Source organism: Olivibacter sp. SDN3 (assembly GCF_014334135.1).
Classification (GTDB): domain Bacteria; phylum Bacteroidota; class Bacteroidia; order Sphingobacteriales; family Sphingobacteriaceae; genus Olivibacter.
Window position 1 is genome coordinate 5,920,346 of record NZ_CP060497.1, and the last position, 14,526, is coordinate 5,934,871.

Below are 14,526 nucleotides of genomic sequence, written 5' to 3' on the forward strand. Positions count from 1 at the left end.
CTTTGCGGGAATTATTACATACAAAATGAAATCTAACAGAACCATTAGACTACTTTTAAATTATTTAATTAAGGGCATCTTAGTTTTAGTCCCGGTGGCAGGTGCTTTACTACTGGTTTTTTGGATTATTGCAACTATTGACACGGCGCTTAATCTGAGCTGGCTAATTCGTGATGAAATGGGCAGGCCTTTATACATCCCAGGTTTGGGCATCATTATTTTGCTGATTATTTTAGTCTTGGCGGGTATTGTTGTCACGAATTTCGTTACAGAGCCTTTGTTTAAGAGATTTTCTAAAGTTTTTAACAGAATCCCACTATTTAACACATTATATTCGTCTATAAAAGATTTCACAGAAGCTTTTGTAGGCGATGAAAAAAAATTTAACGAACCTGTTCTGGTGGAAATTAACGAAACCGGACTAAAAAAAATCGGGTTCCTTACGCAGCAGGATTTAACTAAAATAGATCTACCTGGTGAAGTTGTTGTTTATTTCCCCTACTCCTATTCTTTTGCTGGGCAGGTATGTATTGTCAACATAAAACGTGTTACACGCTTAAAATTGAGTGCTACCGACGCCATGAAATTAGTAGTTTCCGGGGGAGTAAGCGGACTTGAAGAGTTAAAATAAAAGAAGAATACAATCACTGCAACAACACATCATGCCACTCTTTTTCTTTCTTAAGGGCATTGTTTGCAAAGGGGCAAAGCGGAATAACTTTCACATGGCGTTCTCTTACAAAATGCACTAATGCTTCTAATAATTTCTTACCTACTCCCTGTCCTTTTAAAGAGTCGTCTACCTCCGTATGGTCTACAATAATCTTATCATCACCCGCCCATACGTAGGCCATCAGTGCAAGTTTTACACCATCATTTTCATAATAAAAAGAGCCGCTTTTGCTATCTTGTTGATGTTGTATGTTCATATATTTTATTTATAGAACATCTGTTGATAACATAATGTTTTCGTGCCTCACTTCTTACCGTTATCACCGCTTTTTTCACCTATTCTACTTCTTCGTTATCTTCCCCCTTACTTATTTCCATTAAAATGGCATAAGCGCCTTTTATGACAATTTCTTTTTCTTCAAGCATCTGATCATTTTTTATTTGCGTATAACCATTATCAGTTTCTCCAGCATCGACAGGAATTAGCTGAAAGATATTTTGCTGTTGATGTACGAATACATAATTTTTTTCACCTTTCATCACAACCGCATCCGAAGGAACAACAGATGCTTGCGTCAAATTCAGGGAGATCTGTGCATTCATATACATGCCGGGCATTAACGTATGGTCGTAATTATCGAAATGACAATGCACTTCGGCCGTATGAGCGCTATCGAGATTTTTACTGATTAGAATAATATCCCCTTCATACTTTTTTTCAGGATGACTGTTGTTGAACGCCACAACCTTCTGACCAATAGTTAATTTATCAAGGTCTTTTTCGAAAACAGTCAAATTCAAATGAATGTCATCTGGATTGACCAATTCAAACAGCACTTCTGTCGCATTAATGTATTTACCGACATTGACGTTCACTTTACTTACAAAACCGTTAATGGGTGATAGGACAGGAATGCTTCTGGAAATTGTAGCTTCCTCCAATTTACCCGCATTAATATTAATGAGATGCAGCCGTTCTTCCAAGGATCTTAGTGTGATACGCGCACTTTTATAAGCTGCTTCCGCTTCCTGAAGGGCTTTGTCGCTTCCCGCCTTATTTTCATTGAGCTTTACTTGTCGATCGTATGCTTTCTCCAGTGAAATCATCTGAGCTTTCGTCGTCAGATAATCTTGTTGTAATTGGATGTATTGCTGATCTTCCATACTTGCAATTATTTCTCCTTTAGCGATGTGCATCCCAGGTAATAGTTTTGTCGATTTTAGATAACCTCCGAGAGGCATACTAACAGATACTAAGTTTTGCGGGGGTACATCCACTTTACCAAAGACCTTTATAGTTGATGAAATCGTTCTTTGCTCGATCCCCCCCAACTCTACATTTGCATTTTTCATTTGGGCATCGCTTAATGAAATAATGTCCAGTTCTTTTACTTCAGACGCTTGAGAAGATCCTTCTTCCTTCGTCTCTTCCTTGTTCTTACATCCCAAAGATTGCAGAACAAGTAATAATAATATTAAACCTATATAGCGCATTTTAATTTTGTGTTGAAAGGTAGTTTAATGTAATCACACTATTATTCAAATTCCGGATAGCGTCAATGTACGCAGTACGTATGGTAAGTGCCTGGTTGTTCAGCACGGTCCATTCCATAAAATTTATCTCTCCTTCCGTAAACTGCAATTTCGCCGTACGTTGGATAAGATCTGCATTTTTTAAGGCACGCTTTTCGTAAGCCTGAACTGCTTTCATATACTTGTTATAATTTTCGATGGCTTCCCGGTACTGCGTGCTTAAATATAGCTGCGTAGCAGCGAGCTCATTTTCCATCCGCTTTTCCTGTACACCAGCAGCTTTTATTTTAGCTCGCTGCGCACCGTAAAATAGCGGAATTGCCAATCCTACCTGTACGGAATGGAAGCGATGACGAAGTGATGTATGATCTAATTCAAGTAGACTCATATTGTTGTACCCCGCCATAACTTCCGGCAATATGCTAGCTTTCGTCAATCTGGTCTGTGCATGAGCTATGGCCAATTGTTCCGAAGCAACTCGAACCTGTGGATGTTGTGATAATTCAGCCGTATCGATAACAAGTGCCGTCTGCTGGATCGCCGTGTCAATTTTCGGCGCCAAGAACTGCTTGGAATTCAACAACCATTGCCATTGTGCCTGTAATATGCGTTTATCATTGTGCAGTTGCTCTTTCTGAATGGCAATCTGCGTACGTTGCGTCTCCGCACTGGCGTGCTCCAATGCGTTACTTTCGCCAGTTTCCAGACGAAGTGAAGCTACCCGCAGAAAATCTTCATATATCTGATCAGTCTCATCTAATATTCGTTGTTTTTGATCGAGGTAAACGAATGCATAATAAGTAAGCGATACCTGACGTATAATCTCGGCCTCTTCCAATTGTTTATTAGCTACGGCAGTACGGTAACCCGCCTCGTAAAATGCTTTTTGACGTTTGTAAACTGTAGGAAACTCGAAACGCTGTGAGACACTAAATCGGTTGTCATTGTAATTGTTATTAAATTGTCCATATTCTGCATTTACATCCGTTTTAGCAATATCAAAAGCAGCACCTTTCATTGCCTCCTGATAAGCAATGGTTAATTCACTACTGCGAAGATTATAATTATTCTGTAAAGCGGTATCGAGGGCAACCTCAAGGGGTATACCATCGCCATGCTGAGCAGCTGCAGTTGTTGCTAAACCGGATAAACACAGAAGCAGCCAAATATGAACCGATTTTTTCAGTAGGCTTTTTAATTTAAAACCCCGCTCCACCAATATATATAAGATAGGCAAAACAAATAAGGTGAGAAAAGTAGCCAACAGAAGCCCGCCTATCACAACCGTAGCTAGTGGGCGTTGTACCTCTGCTCCTGCTCCATTGCTTAAGGCCATTGGTAAAAAGCCCAACGATGCAACCGAAGCCGTCATCAACACAGGCCGTAACCTGGAGGTTGCTCCTTCCACTACAATCTTTTTAAGATCGCTTTCTCCACGAGCTTTAATGCGGTTGAATTCTGCTATCAATACGATGCCATTCAGCACTGCAATCCCGAATAGCGCAATGAACCCAACTCCCGCGCTGATACTAAAAGGTAAGCCCCTTGCTGCCAGCAGAAAGGCTCCCCCGATGGCAGACAAAGGGATGGACGTATAAATCAGCATACTGTGTTTGATAGAGCCAAAAGCAAAATACAGTAACAGAAATATTAGTCCGAGAGCTACCGGAACGGCTATGCTTAACCGGGATTTAGCTTCATTCAAATTTTCAAAGGAACCTCCATAATTAATATAATAACCAACTGGAAGTTTCATCGCTGCGTTTACCTTTTGTTGAAGCTCCTTCACCGTACCTTCCACATCTCGCCCCCTGACATTGAACCCTACCAAAATACGTCTCTTTGCATCTTCTCGTTGTATCTGGTTAGGTGAAGGTTGCAACGACACTTCTGCTAATTGACTTAGCGGTATCTGTAATCCAGATGGTGTGGAGATAAGTAGTTGCTGTACATCTAGAAGATGCCGACGTAAGTTCTGATTCAATCGTACCACCAGATCAAAGCGTCTTTCCTTCTCAAAAACCCGACCGGCAACTTGCCCGGCAAAAGCGGCATTAACCGTTTTATTCAGTTCATCGATGGACACACCGTATTGGGCAATGGCTGCACGATTATATTGCACCGTTATTTGTGGAATTCCCTGTACTGCCTCGACATACAAGCCTACCGTACCCCGGATGTCTCCCGCAATGCTACCCAATTTCTGCGCATAAGAGGCCAGTGTATCTAAATCTTCACCGAAAATTTTGCAGACAACATCTTGTCTTGCACCGGTCATCAGTTCGTTGAATCGCATTTGTACCGGATACTGAAAGCTCGTCATCACGCCCGGAACTTCATTGGCTGCCTCCCCCATTTTTTCTGCCAGTTCGTTAAAGCTATTCGCTGAAGTCCATTCTCCCTTTGGTTTTAAGTTAATAATCATATCACCCATATCCATGGGAAGCGGCTCTGTGGGAACTTCACTACTACCTATCTTAGAAACAATTTTTTCAACTTCGGGAAAACGTTCCAATAGGACATGGGAAACTTTATTAACGGTTTCCAGTGTAGTACGGAGATTACTACCCGTCATAATGCGCGTTTCCACCGCAAAATCGCCTTCCTCTATAGATGGAATAAATTCTCCACCTAAACGAAAAAAGATCACTAAAGCAACAATAAACAGCGCTATAACCGTTACCAATATCTTTTTTGTATGAGCAAGCGCGCCTTCTAACAAATACTTAAACCTCCGTTCTATTTTTTTCATGACGCGATCGGACATAGTCTCTTTTACCACACCTTGTTTTTTAAGTAAAAAAGCACTCATCATCGGGATATAAGTGAGCGACAAAATGAAGGCACCAATTAGTGCAAAAGAAACCGTTTGTGCCATTGGCTTGAACATCTTCCCTTCAATCCCCGAGAGCGAAAGAATGGGCAAATACACAATCAGGATAATGATCTGACCGAACACCGCGCTATTCATCATCTTACCGGCAGATTTTTCCACCTCAACATCCAGCTGCTTTTGTGTAAAGGACTTAGTTGTAGTCGTATTTTTCAAACCCGTCAACCGATGCATAACCGCTTCAACGATGATAACAGCGCCATCGACAATTAACCCGAAATCCAATGCCCCCAAACTCATCAGATTACCGCTGACCCCAAAAACATTCATCATAATGAAGGCAAATAGCATCGCCAAGGGAATGACAGATGCTACCAAAAAACCGGCCCTCAAGTTTCCTAAAAAGAGTACCAATACGAAAACGACGATTAGTGCCCCTTCTAAGAGATTATTTTTTACCGTGTTTATGGCATTATCTACCATTTTGGTCCGATCAAGAAAAGGTTCAATTACCACTCCTTCTGGAAGTGTTTCCTGAACCTGTGATACACGTTCCTTAATGGCCTGTATTACTTCATTGCTATTGGCTCCTTTTAGCATCATCACAATAGCTCCGCTAACTTCTCCTTGATCATTGTAATTCAAAGCTCCATAACGAATAGCATGGCCTATGCGAACATCTGCAACATCTCTAATTAGTAAGGGGGTTCCATTCACTCTTCGTATTACGATTGATTCAATATCGTCAATATTGCTTATTAACCCTTCACTTCTGATATAGAGCACCGTATTCCCCTCATCTATATAAGCTCCGCCGGTATTTTCATTATTACGTTCTAATGCGATAAAAATATCATGAATGTTAATATTATTGGCTTGGAGTTTCGCCGGATCAACGGCTACTTCAAATTGTTTCAGTTTACCACCAAAACTGCTCACTTCAGCCACCCCTTTGACGCTTAACAGCTGTCGTCGTACAATCCAGTCCTGAATTGTACGCAATGCTGTAATATCATATTTGTCTTCATAACCTTTTTCAGGACGTACAACATACTGATATACTTCTCCCAAACCTGTGCTGATGGGACCTAACTCCGGCGTACCGATATTGGCGGGGATTTCTGCTTGTAATTGTTGCAAGCGCTCGGTTACTTGCTGCCGAGCCCAATAAATGTCTACGCCGTCTTCAAAAACGATGGTAACGAGCGATAAACCGAACCTAGAGTAACTACGTATTTCTTCCAATCCGGCTATATTGCTGTTTGCCTGCTCAATAGGAAAAGTAACCAAACGTTCAATATCTGTTGCTCCCAAAGAAGGAGCCTGCGTTATCACCTGAACCTGATTGTTGGTAATATCAGGTACCGCATCAATCGGCAGTTTACGTAACTCATAAATTCCATATATGATGAGCCCTACGACAAACATGCCGATTACGAGTTTATTCCTGATGGAAAACCCTATAATCTTATTTAGCATAATATATTATTAGGATAATGCTGTTGATATAATAGAAAATCTAAACCCTATCTAAAGAAGTGGGTTATGTCTGTAATTAGGAAGACTAGCAGCATTTTGGAGGCTGCCATATGGAAGACAGGTAGGAGGAATACGTTCCTACGTCATTTCTAGAAATATCCGTAGAAGAAAACAATAATATCGACTTATGCGGTAGTTCGATAACCGTGGGCGGTAGGGCAATCAACTGCGCGGAAATCGCAAATTGTACAGACTTAAAGGGTAAACTGCTATCTTTTGGATCGAATTCTTTTTTATCATCACTTGTTTCGTAATGGAGTATCAAAAAATCCACAAACGAAATCGCCCTGTCCTGCTGTTTATGCTCAAAAAAATGCTGCACCAATATCGGTAATCGCAAAAACTGACCCAGTTCTGTACTGCCAGCCAATACGATTACCACAAAGATTATGGACAATTTCTTTTTCACTAAGGCAAACTTAGATAAAATGCTTTGCATTCAAAAAGTAAAAATAATAAAAAAATCATCTTTACTTTTTGAACAATTATCAACAATAGAGCTAAAACTATCCGATACCCGCTACTGATAATTGAGTAATCACTGTATTTTCTAAAAATCATTAAAATCCCAATTACTACGATAAGGCCTAGAGAGCATCATGTTGGCATAAGCGTTATCAAATTGTTCTTTCTTCGGATCCCATTTCAAGGTTTTTTGCAATTCATAAGCTATATTTACGATATTGCAAACAGAAGCGGTACGATGACCCGTCTCAACATCTACAATTGGCTTTTCCCTTTTTTTGATCGCATCAATCCAGTCTTGGTAATGATTTTCGCTGTGATACACCTTTTGATCACTCGGCTGCAACGCAATCTCTACCAACGAATCCGGCGATGACCTTAGGAACTCCCTCGCAACTTCAACTGTTCCATCAGTACCCAAGAATTGTATGGCGTTAGGTGACCCCCAGTTTTTATGATTTACTTGAATGCCATTGGCATAACGAAAATATAAACCTTCTTCAGCGTTAGGTTCCTGAGGAGGCACAAACTCAACAGGACCTGAATCATCCATACCCAAAGCCCATTGCACAATATCGAACATATGCGCTCCCCAATCGGTCACATAACCTCCGCCAAAACCGCGATAATTTCTCCAACCGGCCCACTCCTCATCTCCCAACGGGGGCGCTAAGGTTGGGTGATATCCTCTATATAGCGAGGGGCCTACCCATGCATTCCAATCTAAATAGTCTGGGACCGGCATTGTTGGTAAATCACATGCGACCACCGGTTTACCTATTGACACGTTGATTTCTCTGATCTGACCGATATAGCCATTGCGAACGAGATTCACCGCATCCCTAAAGTATTTCATAGAGCGCTGCATACTACCGGTCTGGAAAACCCTTTTGTACTTTTTAGTTGCGCTCACCATAGCCCTTCCTTCTGCCACAGTAAGTGATAAGGGTTTTTCACAGTAAATATCCTTGCCAGCTTTCGCTGCATCCACTACCATTTGCGCATGCCAATGATCTGGTGACGCGATCACCACAGCATCAATATCCTTTCTTTCCAATAATTCACGGTAATTGGCATAAGCAGCGACACTTACCGCACTTTTTTTCTTATTTTCTGTCGTGGCCGCCGCAGCAAAACTTTGTAACTTATGCTGGTCTACATCACTTGCAGCTAACACCAAAGTCTCTGGACATTGATTGATTGCACCTAATAGATACATGTTCTGTTTACCTGTACCTATATAACCCAAATTTATTCGATCACTCGGTGCTAAGAAGCCCTGCCCACCTAAAACATGTCTAGGCAATACGGTAATACCTGCTGCGCCAATTATTGCTTTTTTTATAAATTCTTTTCTTTCCATTACTGCGTTAATGTTAAAATATACTGACTTTGTTTTATTATATGTCGTTATCTATATTCGTCCTTCATCACAAGATACCAAAAAATCAAAGCATTTCTTTGAGACGGTTAAACATATTATTAATAGACAATGCGTCTACAACAGCAAGAGATATCTGCTTGTCATCAGATGAATCCAAATCATTTTTACTATCCTTGTTAAAAGTAAAGAAAATGACAGGAATCGGGTAACGCTGTTGCCGATTTAAATACAGTTTAGGAATTTTTTGACTTAACATAATAAGATAACCTTCTATTTGTCTGTCGTGTAATGAATTGAGTATGTGAACCGCTTTATCAGAACTATCCAATTGCTGCACAACAATTTTATAGCCGTAGCGAAAACATATAGTTTCTAACTCCTTCATTACCGCTATCGTAGTGTAATCAATAAAGTCTTCCACCAACAAACCGATAATCCCTGTTTTTTTAGTCCGGAAACTTTGCGCACGTTTATCTGGCATAAATCCAATTTTCTGTATATAATCATTCACTCTTTTGACCGTATGAGTGCTAATTCTATGTTGATTTGCTTTCCCGTTAATGACAAAAGACACTGTTGAAATAGACAAACCTAGGTGATTAGCTACATCATGTATGGAAGGAATGCGCATAGTAAATAATCTTTTATTTGTATTAACGATTAGGTTGTGTTATGTCAAATTCTTGTTCACCGTGAAACCATCTTGCCGCCTGTCCTGTTAACCATAAATAGTGGTCGGATTTCAGTTCGTTTTCGACACCTATAAATTTAAACCGACCATTTAGCGGAACTTCATCTGCTCGCGCACATTTAAAAATTGCAGTTCCCTCATCAATCTCGTCAAACATCGCCACGTAAACGGAATGTGCCCCTGCCTTTTTTGCTCCAGTTACTTGTTTCCAAAAAAAGTCTCCTCCGTAGCGCGGTATGGAATTGTATAATGTAGAGTCCTGATGCATATTTCCCCAGCTAAAGCCGGGAAAGACGAGTGGCACATAGTCTACTTGGTTATCCGAACACCATTTGATATCGTCAGCGAGCATAGTAAGCGAATATTTATAACTCTCCATATCGTATCGTCCAACAGCCCAAGGCATAATAATATCCACTTTTTTGACAAGCTCATGAAGAGCAGGATTACTTTCAGTGTCTTTATCTAATGTACGCCAATAATAGGGAACACCTAACATAATGGACACGCGATTATTCGGGCCTTTCAATTGATCAACCAGTCGGTCAACGTCTGCTATGGAGTAATTTCTATTATCATTGAAACCAACACCCCATATTGTTACCAATGGCTTTCCTCGATGTCTTAGATAAGTCGGGTGCTCGGTATTAGAGAAAAGATTAAATAAATGTTGTAATGCCTGCCAGTCTTCTGCAAGGTAGCTTACGTCTTCACTGGTGCAACCGCTTAAGTCATACATTACACTGATCGCTCGTCCATATTTTTTTGCTGCCCGTAAAGCGTTGCTTAACACTTTGTTAAAATGTTTCCTACCAGCGTCATTCCCTGGTTTAATTTCTCCGACGAAACGCTGCATATGCACACCATCTATTCCATAATCCTTCATCCATTTAAAATGTAAGTCGACACTTTCTTCGTCATAAGAACTGTATAGATAAACCTTGGAACCATCGGGATAAGCGAAAGGTGTCTTATAGGTTTTGTTGTACTCTCTCATATCCGGAAAGAAATCGACGTTCGTACATTCCGGAAAAAAACCGCCACAATGTCCGCCTTTATAATGGTACCACCCCCTGTTAGATTCATCACCTTCAGCGCTGAACCAGCCTTGGTAACCTGCCATTACCAAGTTCGTATACGATGTATACAAACACCCAGTTTCATCGTATGCGGTGTCCACCAAACGATTTCCTGGTTTTTCATTTGCTATTTTGTACTGTTTCCCATAGTGTGCATAAGCACAAAAAACAGCTATAAAGCATACAAAAAGGATACTGAGTTTCATGTTCATTAGATAAATTGGCTTTAGTTTATATTATAATGTTTATAAGAGATTCACAATGATACATTTCCATGCTTAATAAAAGATTAATTATTCATTAATGAAACAAAAAAAACCAAATTGGCTGATTCGATTAGGCTCTTTATAAAAATTAAAGCAACCATTAAGTGGCCTACAACATTTTTTTTATCTTTGATTCTCATTAATTATTGAGCTTTTAGATCGGGAAATCCGAAATAATGTTTTCCTAAATGCTTAGCTGTTACTGTTTGCATGAAATTCTTTAAATTTTTCAAATGAACCCGTCCATGTTTAAAATTTATATTTCCTCATGTGATGAAAATAAAACTTTATGCCTGGAGAGCTCCATCTAGCCGATGGAATAAAACTATTTACAGATGAAACATTTTATACTTTTTTTTCTTTTTCTTTTGGTAATCTCCGCAGAAGGACGCGCCCAACCCACACAGCGTCCGCCATTACATGGGAAAAACTGGATGGCGATAACTGGAAAACCGTTAGCAGCTACCGCAGGTGCGATGACTTTTCAGAAAGGTGGTAATGCAATAGACGCCGCCTGCGCTATGCTTGCCGCAACCTGTACCATGTGGGATGTATTAAGTTGGGGAGGAGAAACTCAAGCTTTGATATATAATCCAAAAACAAAAAAAGTTATAGCTTTAAATGCGTTAGGTGTTGCACCATCAGGAGCAACAGTATCTTTCTTTAAAGAAAAAGGCTACGACTTTCCCCCTGAGTATGGTCCGCTGGCAGCTGTGACACCGGGAACGCCCGGCGGTTTATGCTTCATGCTGGCCAGATATGGCTCTTTAAGTTTAGAGGAAGTCTTGGCCCCGGCTATTGAAATGGCATCAGGATATCCCATAGATGCCCAAACAGCTAATAGTATCGAACGAAGCAAAGATCGTATCAAGGAATGGCCTTATAGTAAAGCAGTATTTTTACCGCATACCGGCGAGGAAAGAGAAGCACCTAAAGCAGGAGAAATCTTTATACAAAAGGAATTACTCGCTACGTTAAACAAATTAGTAGAAGCAGAGCAGAAGGCTTTGGCACAGAGTAAGAGTAGAGCCGAAGCCATCATGGCAGCCTACGACAGATTTTATAAGGGAGACATCGCTGAGGAATTTGTGAGAGGCAGCCAAGAGCAAGGAGGGCTAATTACGCTGGAAGACCTAAAACAATGGACTCCCATAGAGGAAGAGCCTTTGCATGTTAACTACAAAGGGATAGATGTATATAAGCTACAGGAATGGACGCAAGGCCCGTCATTACTACAGGGACTCAATATCCTGGAAAACTTTGATCTGAAAAAAATGGGCTATAACTCCGCAGAATATATCCACACGCTTTATCAGACTATGAATCTTACTTTTGCAGATCGGGATTTTTACTACGGTGATCCTTATTTTGAAAAAACACCGATAAAAGGCCTATTGAATAAGGCATATGCAAAAGAAAGGGCCCAGTTGATAACTGCTGAAAATACAATATATGAACCGGGTGACCCCTATCCTTACGAAGGTCGAACTAATCCTTTTATTAGTCTTTTGAAGGCTAGAACATCATTGATTGATACAATAAAACCAGAAAAAGTAGATGATTTTGTACCTAAGCACGATGTAAACGATCAAGTAGTTTCTCAGGTACTGGTGGATAGTTTATACCATGACCGTTTATGGCGGGGGACTACCAGTATTGAAGCAGCAGACCAAGAAGGTTGGGTGGTGTCTATTACTCCTAGCGGCGGGTGGGTACCTGCCTGTATTGCTGGTAATACGGGTGTTGGTATGAGCCAACGCTTACAGAGTTTTGTGCTAGACTCTCTTATCAACCCATTTAACGTATTGGCTCCTGGAAAAAGACCAAGAGTAACGCTAACACCTTCCCTTGCATTAAAAAACAATGCTCCTTACCTATCTTTTGCCGTTCAGGGAGGAGACACACAGGATCAGAATCTTTTACAATTCTTCTTAAATATTGTGGAATTTGATATGACTGTGCAACAAGCTGCGGAAGCAAGCAACATTAATTCCAATCAATTATGGTTATCTTTGGGCGGGACCCAACTAAAAGATCGCCTACCAAAAATAGGTAGCATTTTATTAAATAAAAATACACCAAAGGAAACGCGCGATAAATTGAAAAGCATAGGATATGACATGAGCTTTGATGAACGTACCAGTGGCCCTATTAATGCGATTTTTTTTGACAGTGAGCATGGCACCTTTTGGGGAGCGAGCAGTAACCATGGAGAAGATTATGGCATTGGCTGGTAATATACCATAGAAAAAGAACGATTAGAAGATGAGCAAAAGGAAAATAATTATTGGTATTAGTGGGGCAACAGGTATACAGTACGGTATAAAGGCTTTAGAACTATTGCGTACATTGGATGTCGAAAGTCATGTGATCATTAGCAAAGCTGCTGAGCTGGTACGTAGTTACGAAACAGACCTTAAACACGATGCCATTGTCTCTTTAGCAGATAAAGTATATGCAACAGCTGATGTGGGGGCAGCACTATCCAGTGGATCGTTTAAAACCATGGGTATGCTTATTGCCCCCTGCTCTGTCAAAACGATGTCTGAAATAGCAACAGGGGTAACCAGTTCGCTATTGTCGAGAGCTGCAGATGTTACTTTAAAGGAACGAAGAAGATTAGTATTACTTTTCCGGGAAACCCCCTTACATGCCGGGCACCTGAAAACGATGCTGCAAGTAACGGAGATGGGAGGAATTATTATGCCTCCCGTACCAGCATTTTATATGCATCCTCAGTCTATTGACGAGATGGTGACCCATACGGTAGCCAGAGCTTTGGATCTATTCGGTTTTGATATCGCTATTCCTAGGTGGAAAGATCAGTAAAGTTTTCACTATCCATTCTAGCGTGTAGAGTCTCTTACAACCAGCTGTGCAGGAACTTCTTTCTGGACAACCTTTTCATTTGATTTACCCAGCTTTAAGTCTAACAGCAACCGATCGATAATTAGTTTTGCCATTTCTGCCAATGGTTGGGCAACTGCCGTAATACTCGGTTGAAACAAACGTAAAACTTCGTTATCGTCAAAAGCTACTACTGCGATCTTAACAGGCATTTGCAAATTAAGTTCCCGCATAATTTCCAATCCACTTACCGCCAAATAATTAGTAGCAAAGCAGATGGCATCAATTTTCGAATGCCCCCTGATGAATTGCTCAAAATCGGGTTTCATCTGCTCTTCTCTATTATCATAAGGAATAGCAAGCACATATTCTTTCAGTTTTTTTTCTGCGATGGCTTTCTTATATCCGGCAAGCCTACTAAGCATTTGGGTTTGTGAAGAATCGGTTGTTACCAGCGCTATATTTTTTCGTCCTTTTTTGGTAAGATGCGAACACGCTTCATACATTGCCTGTTCATTGGCCAAACCTATATAATGAGCATTGACACCAGGAATATACCGATCAAATAAAACAACTGGTCTGTTCTCTTCTTTCAGCTGAGCGATCTCTTCTTCCAAACCTTCTGTAGGGCAAATAATATAACCATCAACTCCCCTGTCCCTGAACATACGAATTAGTTCTAGCGCTTTTTCAGGCCGACCATTGGTACTGCTATAAATAATTTTATATCCATTTACATAAGCCTGCTCTTCTATTAATGAAGCTATTTGAGAGAAAAAGGGGTTCCCAATACTTTCTACTATAAATCCAATGGTATTGGTTTTTCCGGTAACAAGTCCCCGCGCTAAATAATTTGGGGTATAGCCTACTTCTTTTACGTAAGCCAATACGCGCTCCGTAACTTGTGGACTTATTCGCATTTCCTCTGCTTTGCCGTTAAGAATAAAAGATATGGTAGTATTTGATAAACCTAAAGCCTTCGATATATCTTTAATAGAGATTCTATTTCTTTTCATTGACTAGTGTAATAAAATTCGGATCGTTTCTGTATTGTTGCGGTTCGGGATAAAGATAAGATTAAACTTAAGAATTTACACGAAGATACCTATATCTTTTGAATTTTTTAAACAGGTAAACAATGCTCACTTATTCACAGTTTAGATTTTTTTTTACAAAAGTGTTTTGAAATTCAGTTTTTTATTAAGAAGTTAGCTAAC

The 14,526-nt window shown here is 40.2% G+C and carries 11 protein-coding genes; 3 read left to right on the forward strand and 8 right to left on the reverse strand.

From position 1 onward, the window contains the following. Positions 1-25 precede the first annotated feature (25 nt). Positions 26-631, forward strand: a complete 606-nt coding sequence (locus H8S90_RS25020; RefSeq protein ID WP_187340462.1) for a DUF502 domain-containing protein — start codon at positions 26-28, stop codon at positions 629-631. A 13-nt stretch (positions 632-644) separates the two neighbouring features. Here H8S90_RS25020 and H8S90_RS25025 read toward each other — a convergent pair whose 3' ends face one another. From H8S90_RS25025 to H8S90_RS25055, 7 genes are all read right to left on the reverse strand, one after another. Continuing rightward, positions 645-929: a GNAT family N-acetyltransferase gene (locus H8S90_RS25025; protein ID WP_187340463.1), complete on the reverse strand. Its 285-nt coding sequence runs from the start codon at positions 927-929 to the stop codon at positions 645-647. 79 nt (positions 930-1,008) lie between these two features. After that, positions 1,009-2,166, reverse strand: coding sequence for an efflux RND transporter periplasmic adaptor subunit (locus tag H8S90_RS25030; protein WP_187340464.1), 1,158 nt, complete (start codon positions 2,164-2,166; stop codon positions 1,009-1,011). 1 nt (position 2,167) lies between these two features. Further along, entirely contained in the window at positions 2,168-6,517 is a 4,350-nt protein-coding gene (locus H8S90_RS25035; protein ID WP_187340465.1) for a CusA/CzcA family heavy metal efflux RND transporter, read from the reverse strand. A gap of 85 nt (positions 6,518-6,602) precedes the next feature. After that, entirely contained in the window at positions 6,603-6,986 is a 384-nt protein-coding gene (locus H8S90_RS25040; RefSeq protein ID WP_187340466.1) for a hypothetical protein, read from the reverse strand. A 141-nt stretch (positions 6,987-7,127) separates the two neighbouring features. Continuing rightward, entirely contained in the window at positions 7,128-8,405 is a 1,278-nt protein-coding gene (locus tag H8S90_RS25045) for a Gfo/Idh/MocA family protein (RefSeq protein WP_187340467.1), read from the reverse strand. 85 nt (positions 8,406-8,490) lie between these two features. Beyond that, positions 8,491-9,057: a LacI family DNA-binding transcriptional regulator gene (locus H8S90_RS25050; protein ID WP_187340468.1), complete on the reverse strand. Its 567-nt coding sequence runs from the start codon at positions 9,055-9,057 to the stop codon at positions 8,491-8,493. A 22-nt stretch (positions 9,058-9,079) separates the two neighbouring features. Beyond that, positions 9,080-10,402, reverse strand: coding sequence for a glycoside hydrolase family 71/99-like protein (locus H8S90_RS25055; protein ID WP_187340469.1), 1,323 nt, complete (start codon positions 10,400-10,402; stop codon positions 9,080-9,082). Between the two features lie 395 nt (positions 10,403-10,797). Between H8S90_RS25055 and H8S90_RS25060 the strand changes: the two genes are divergently transcribed. After that, complete coding sequence (locus H8S90_RS25060; protein ID WP_187340470.1) at positions 10,798-12,699, forward strand: gamma-glutamyltransferase family protein; 1,902 nt, start codon at positions 10,798-10,800, stop codon at positions 12,697-12,699. Between the two features lie 28 nt (positions 12,700-12,727). Continuing rightward, positions 12,728-13,291 (forward strand): UbiX family flavin prenyltransferase, encoded by a 564-nt coding sequence (locus H8S90_RS25065; protein ID WP_187340471.1) that lies wholly within the window; start codon positions 12,728-12,730, stop codon positions 13,289-13,291. 17 nt (positions 13,292-13,308) lie between these two features. On the opposite strand, the gene H8S90_RS25070 is transcribed toward H8S90_RS25065, so the two are convergent. Next, entirely contained in the window at positions 13,309-14,325 is a 1,017-nt protein-coding gene (locus H8S90_RS25070) for a LacI family DNA-binding transcriptional regulator (RefSeq protein ID WP_187340472.1), read from the reverse strand. Positions 14,326-14,526: the final 201 nt, after the last annotated feature.

What these genes read in the sequence shown, in the direction of transcription:
- H8S90_RS25050 (WP_187340468.1), bottom strand. Translation starts at nt 9,057, where the DNA reads ATGCGCATTCCTTCCATACATGATGTAGCTAATCACCTAGGTTTGTCT.
- H8S90_RS25045 (WP_187340467.1), bottom strand. Translation starts at nt 8,405, where the DNA reads ATGGAAAGAAAAGAATTTATAAAAAAAGCAATAATTGGCGCAGCAGGT.
- H8S90_RS25030 (WP_187340464.1), bottom strand. Translation starts at nt 2,166, where the DNA reads ATGCGCTATATAGGTTTAATATTATTATTACTTGTTCTGCAATCTTTG.
- H8S90_RS25020 (WP_187340462.1), top strand. Translation starts at nt 26, where the DNA reads ATGAAATCTAACAGAACCATTAGACTACTTTTAAATTATTTAATTAAG.
- H8S90_RS25060 (WP_187340470.1), top strand. Translation starts at nt 10,798, where the DNA reads ATGAAACATTTTATACTTTTTTTTCTTTTTCTTTTGGTAATCTCCGCA.
- H8S90_RS25055 (WP_187340469.1), bottom strand. Translation starts at nt 10,402, where the DNA reads ATGAAACTCAGTATCCTTTTTGTATGCTTTATAGCTGTTTTTTGTGCT.
- H8S90_RS25070 (WP_187340472.1), bottom strand. Translation starts at nt 14,325, where the DNA reads ATGAAAAGAAATAGAATCTCTATTAAAGATATATCGAAGGCTTTAGGT.
- H8S90_RS25065 (WP_187340471.1), top strand. Translation starts at nt 12,728, where the DNA reads ATGAGCAAAAGGAAAATAATTATTGGTATTAGTGGGGCAACAGGTATA.
- H8S90_RS25035 (WP_187340465.1), bottom strand. Translation starts at nt 6,517, where the DNA reads ATGCTAAATAAGATTATAGGGTTTTCCATCAGGAATAAACTCGTAATC.
- H8S90_RS25025 (WP_187340463.1), bottom strand. Translation starts at nt 929, where the DNA reads ATGAACATACAACATCAACAAGATAGCAAAAGCGGCTCTTTTTATTAT.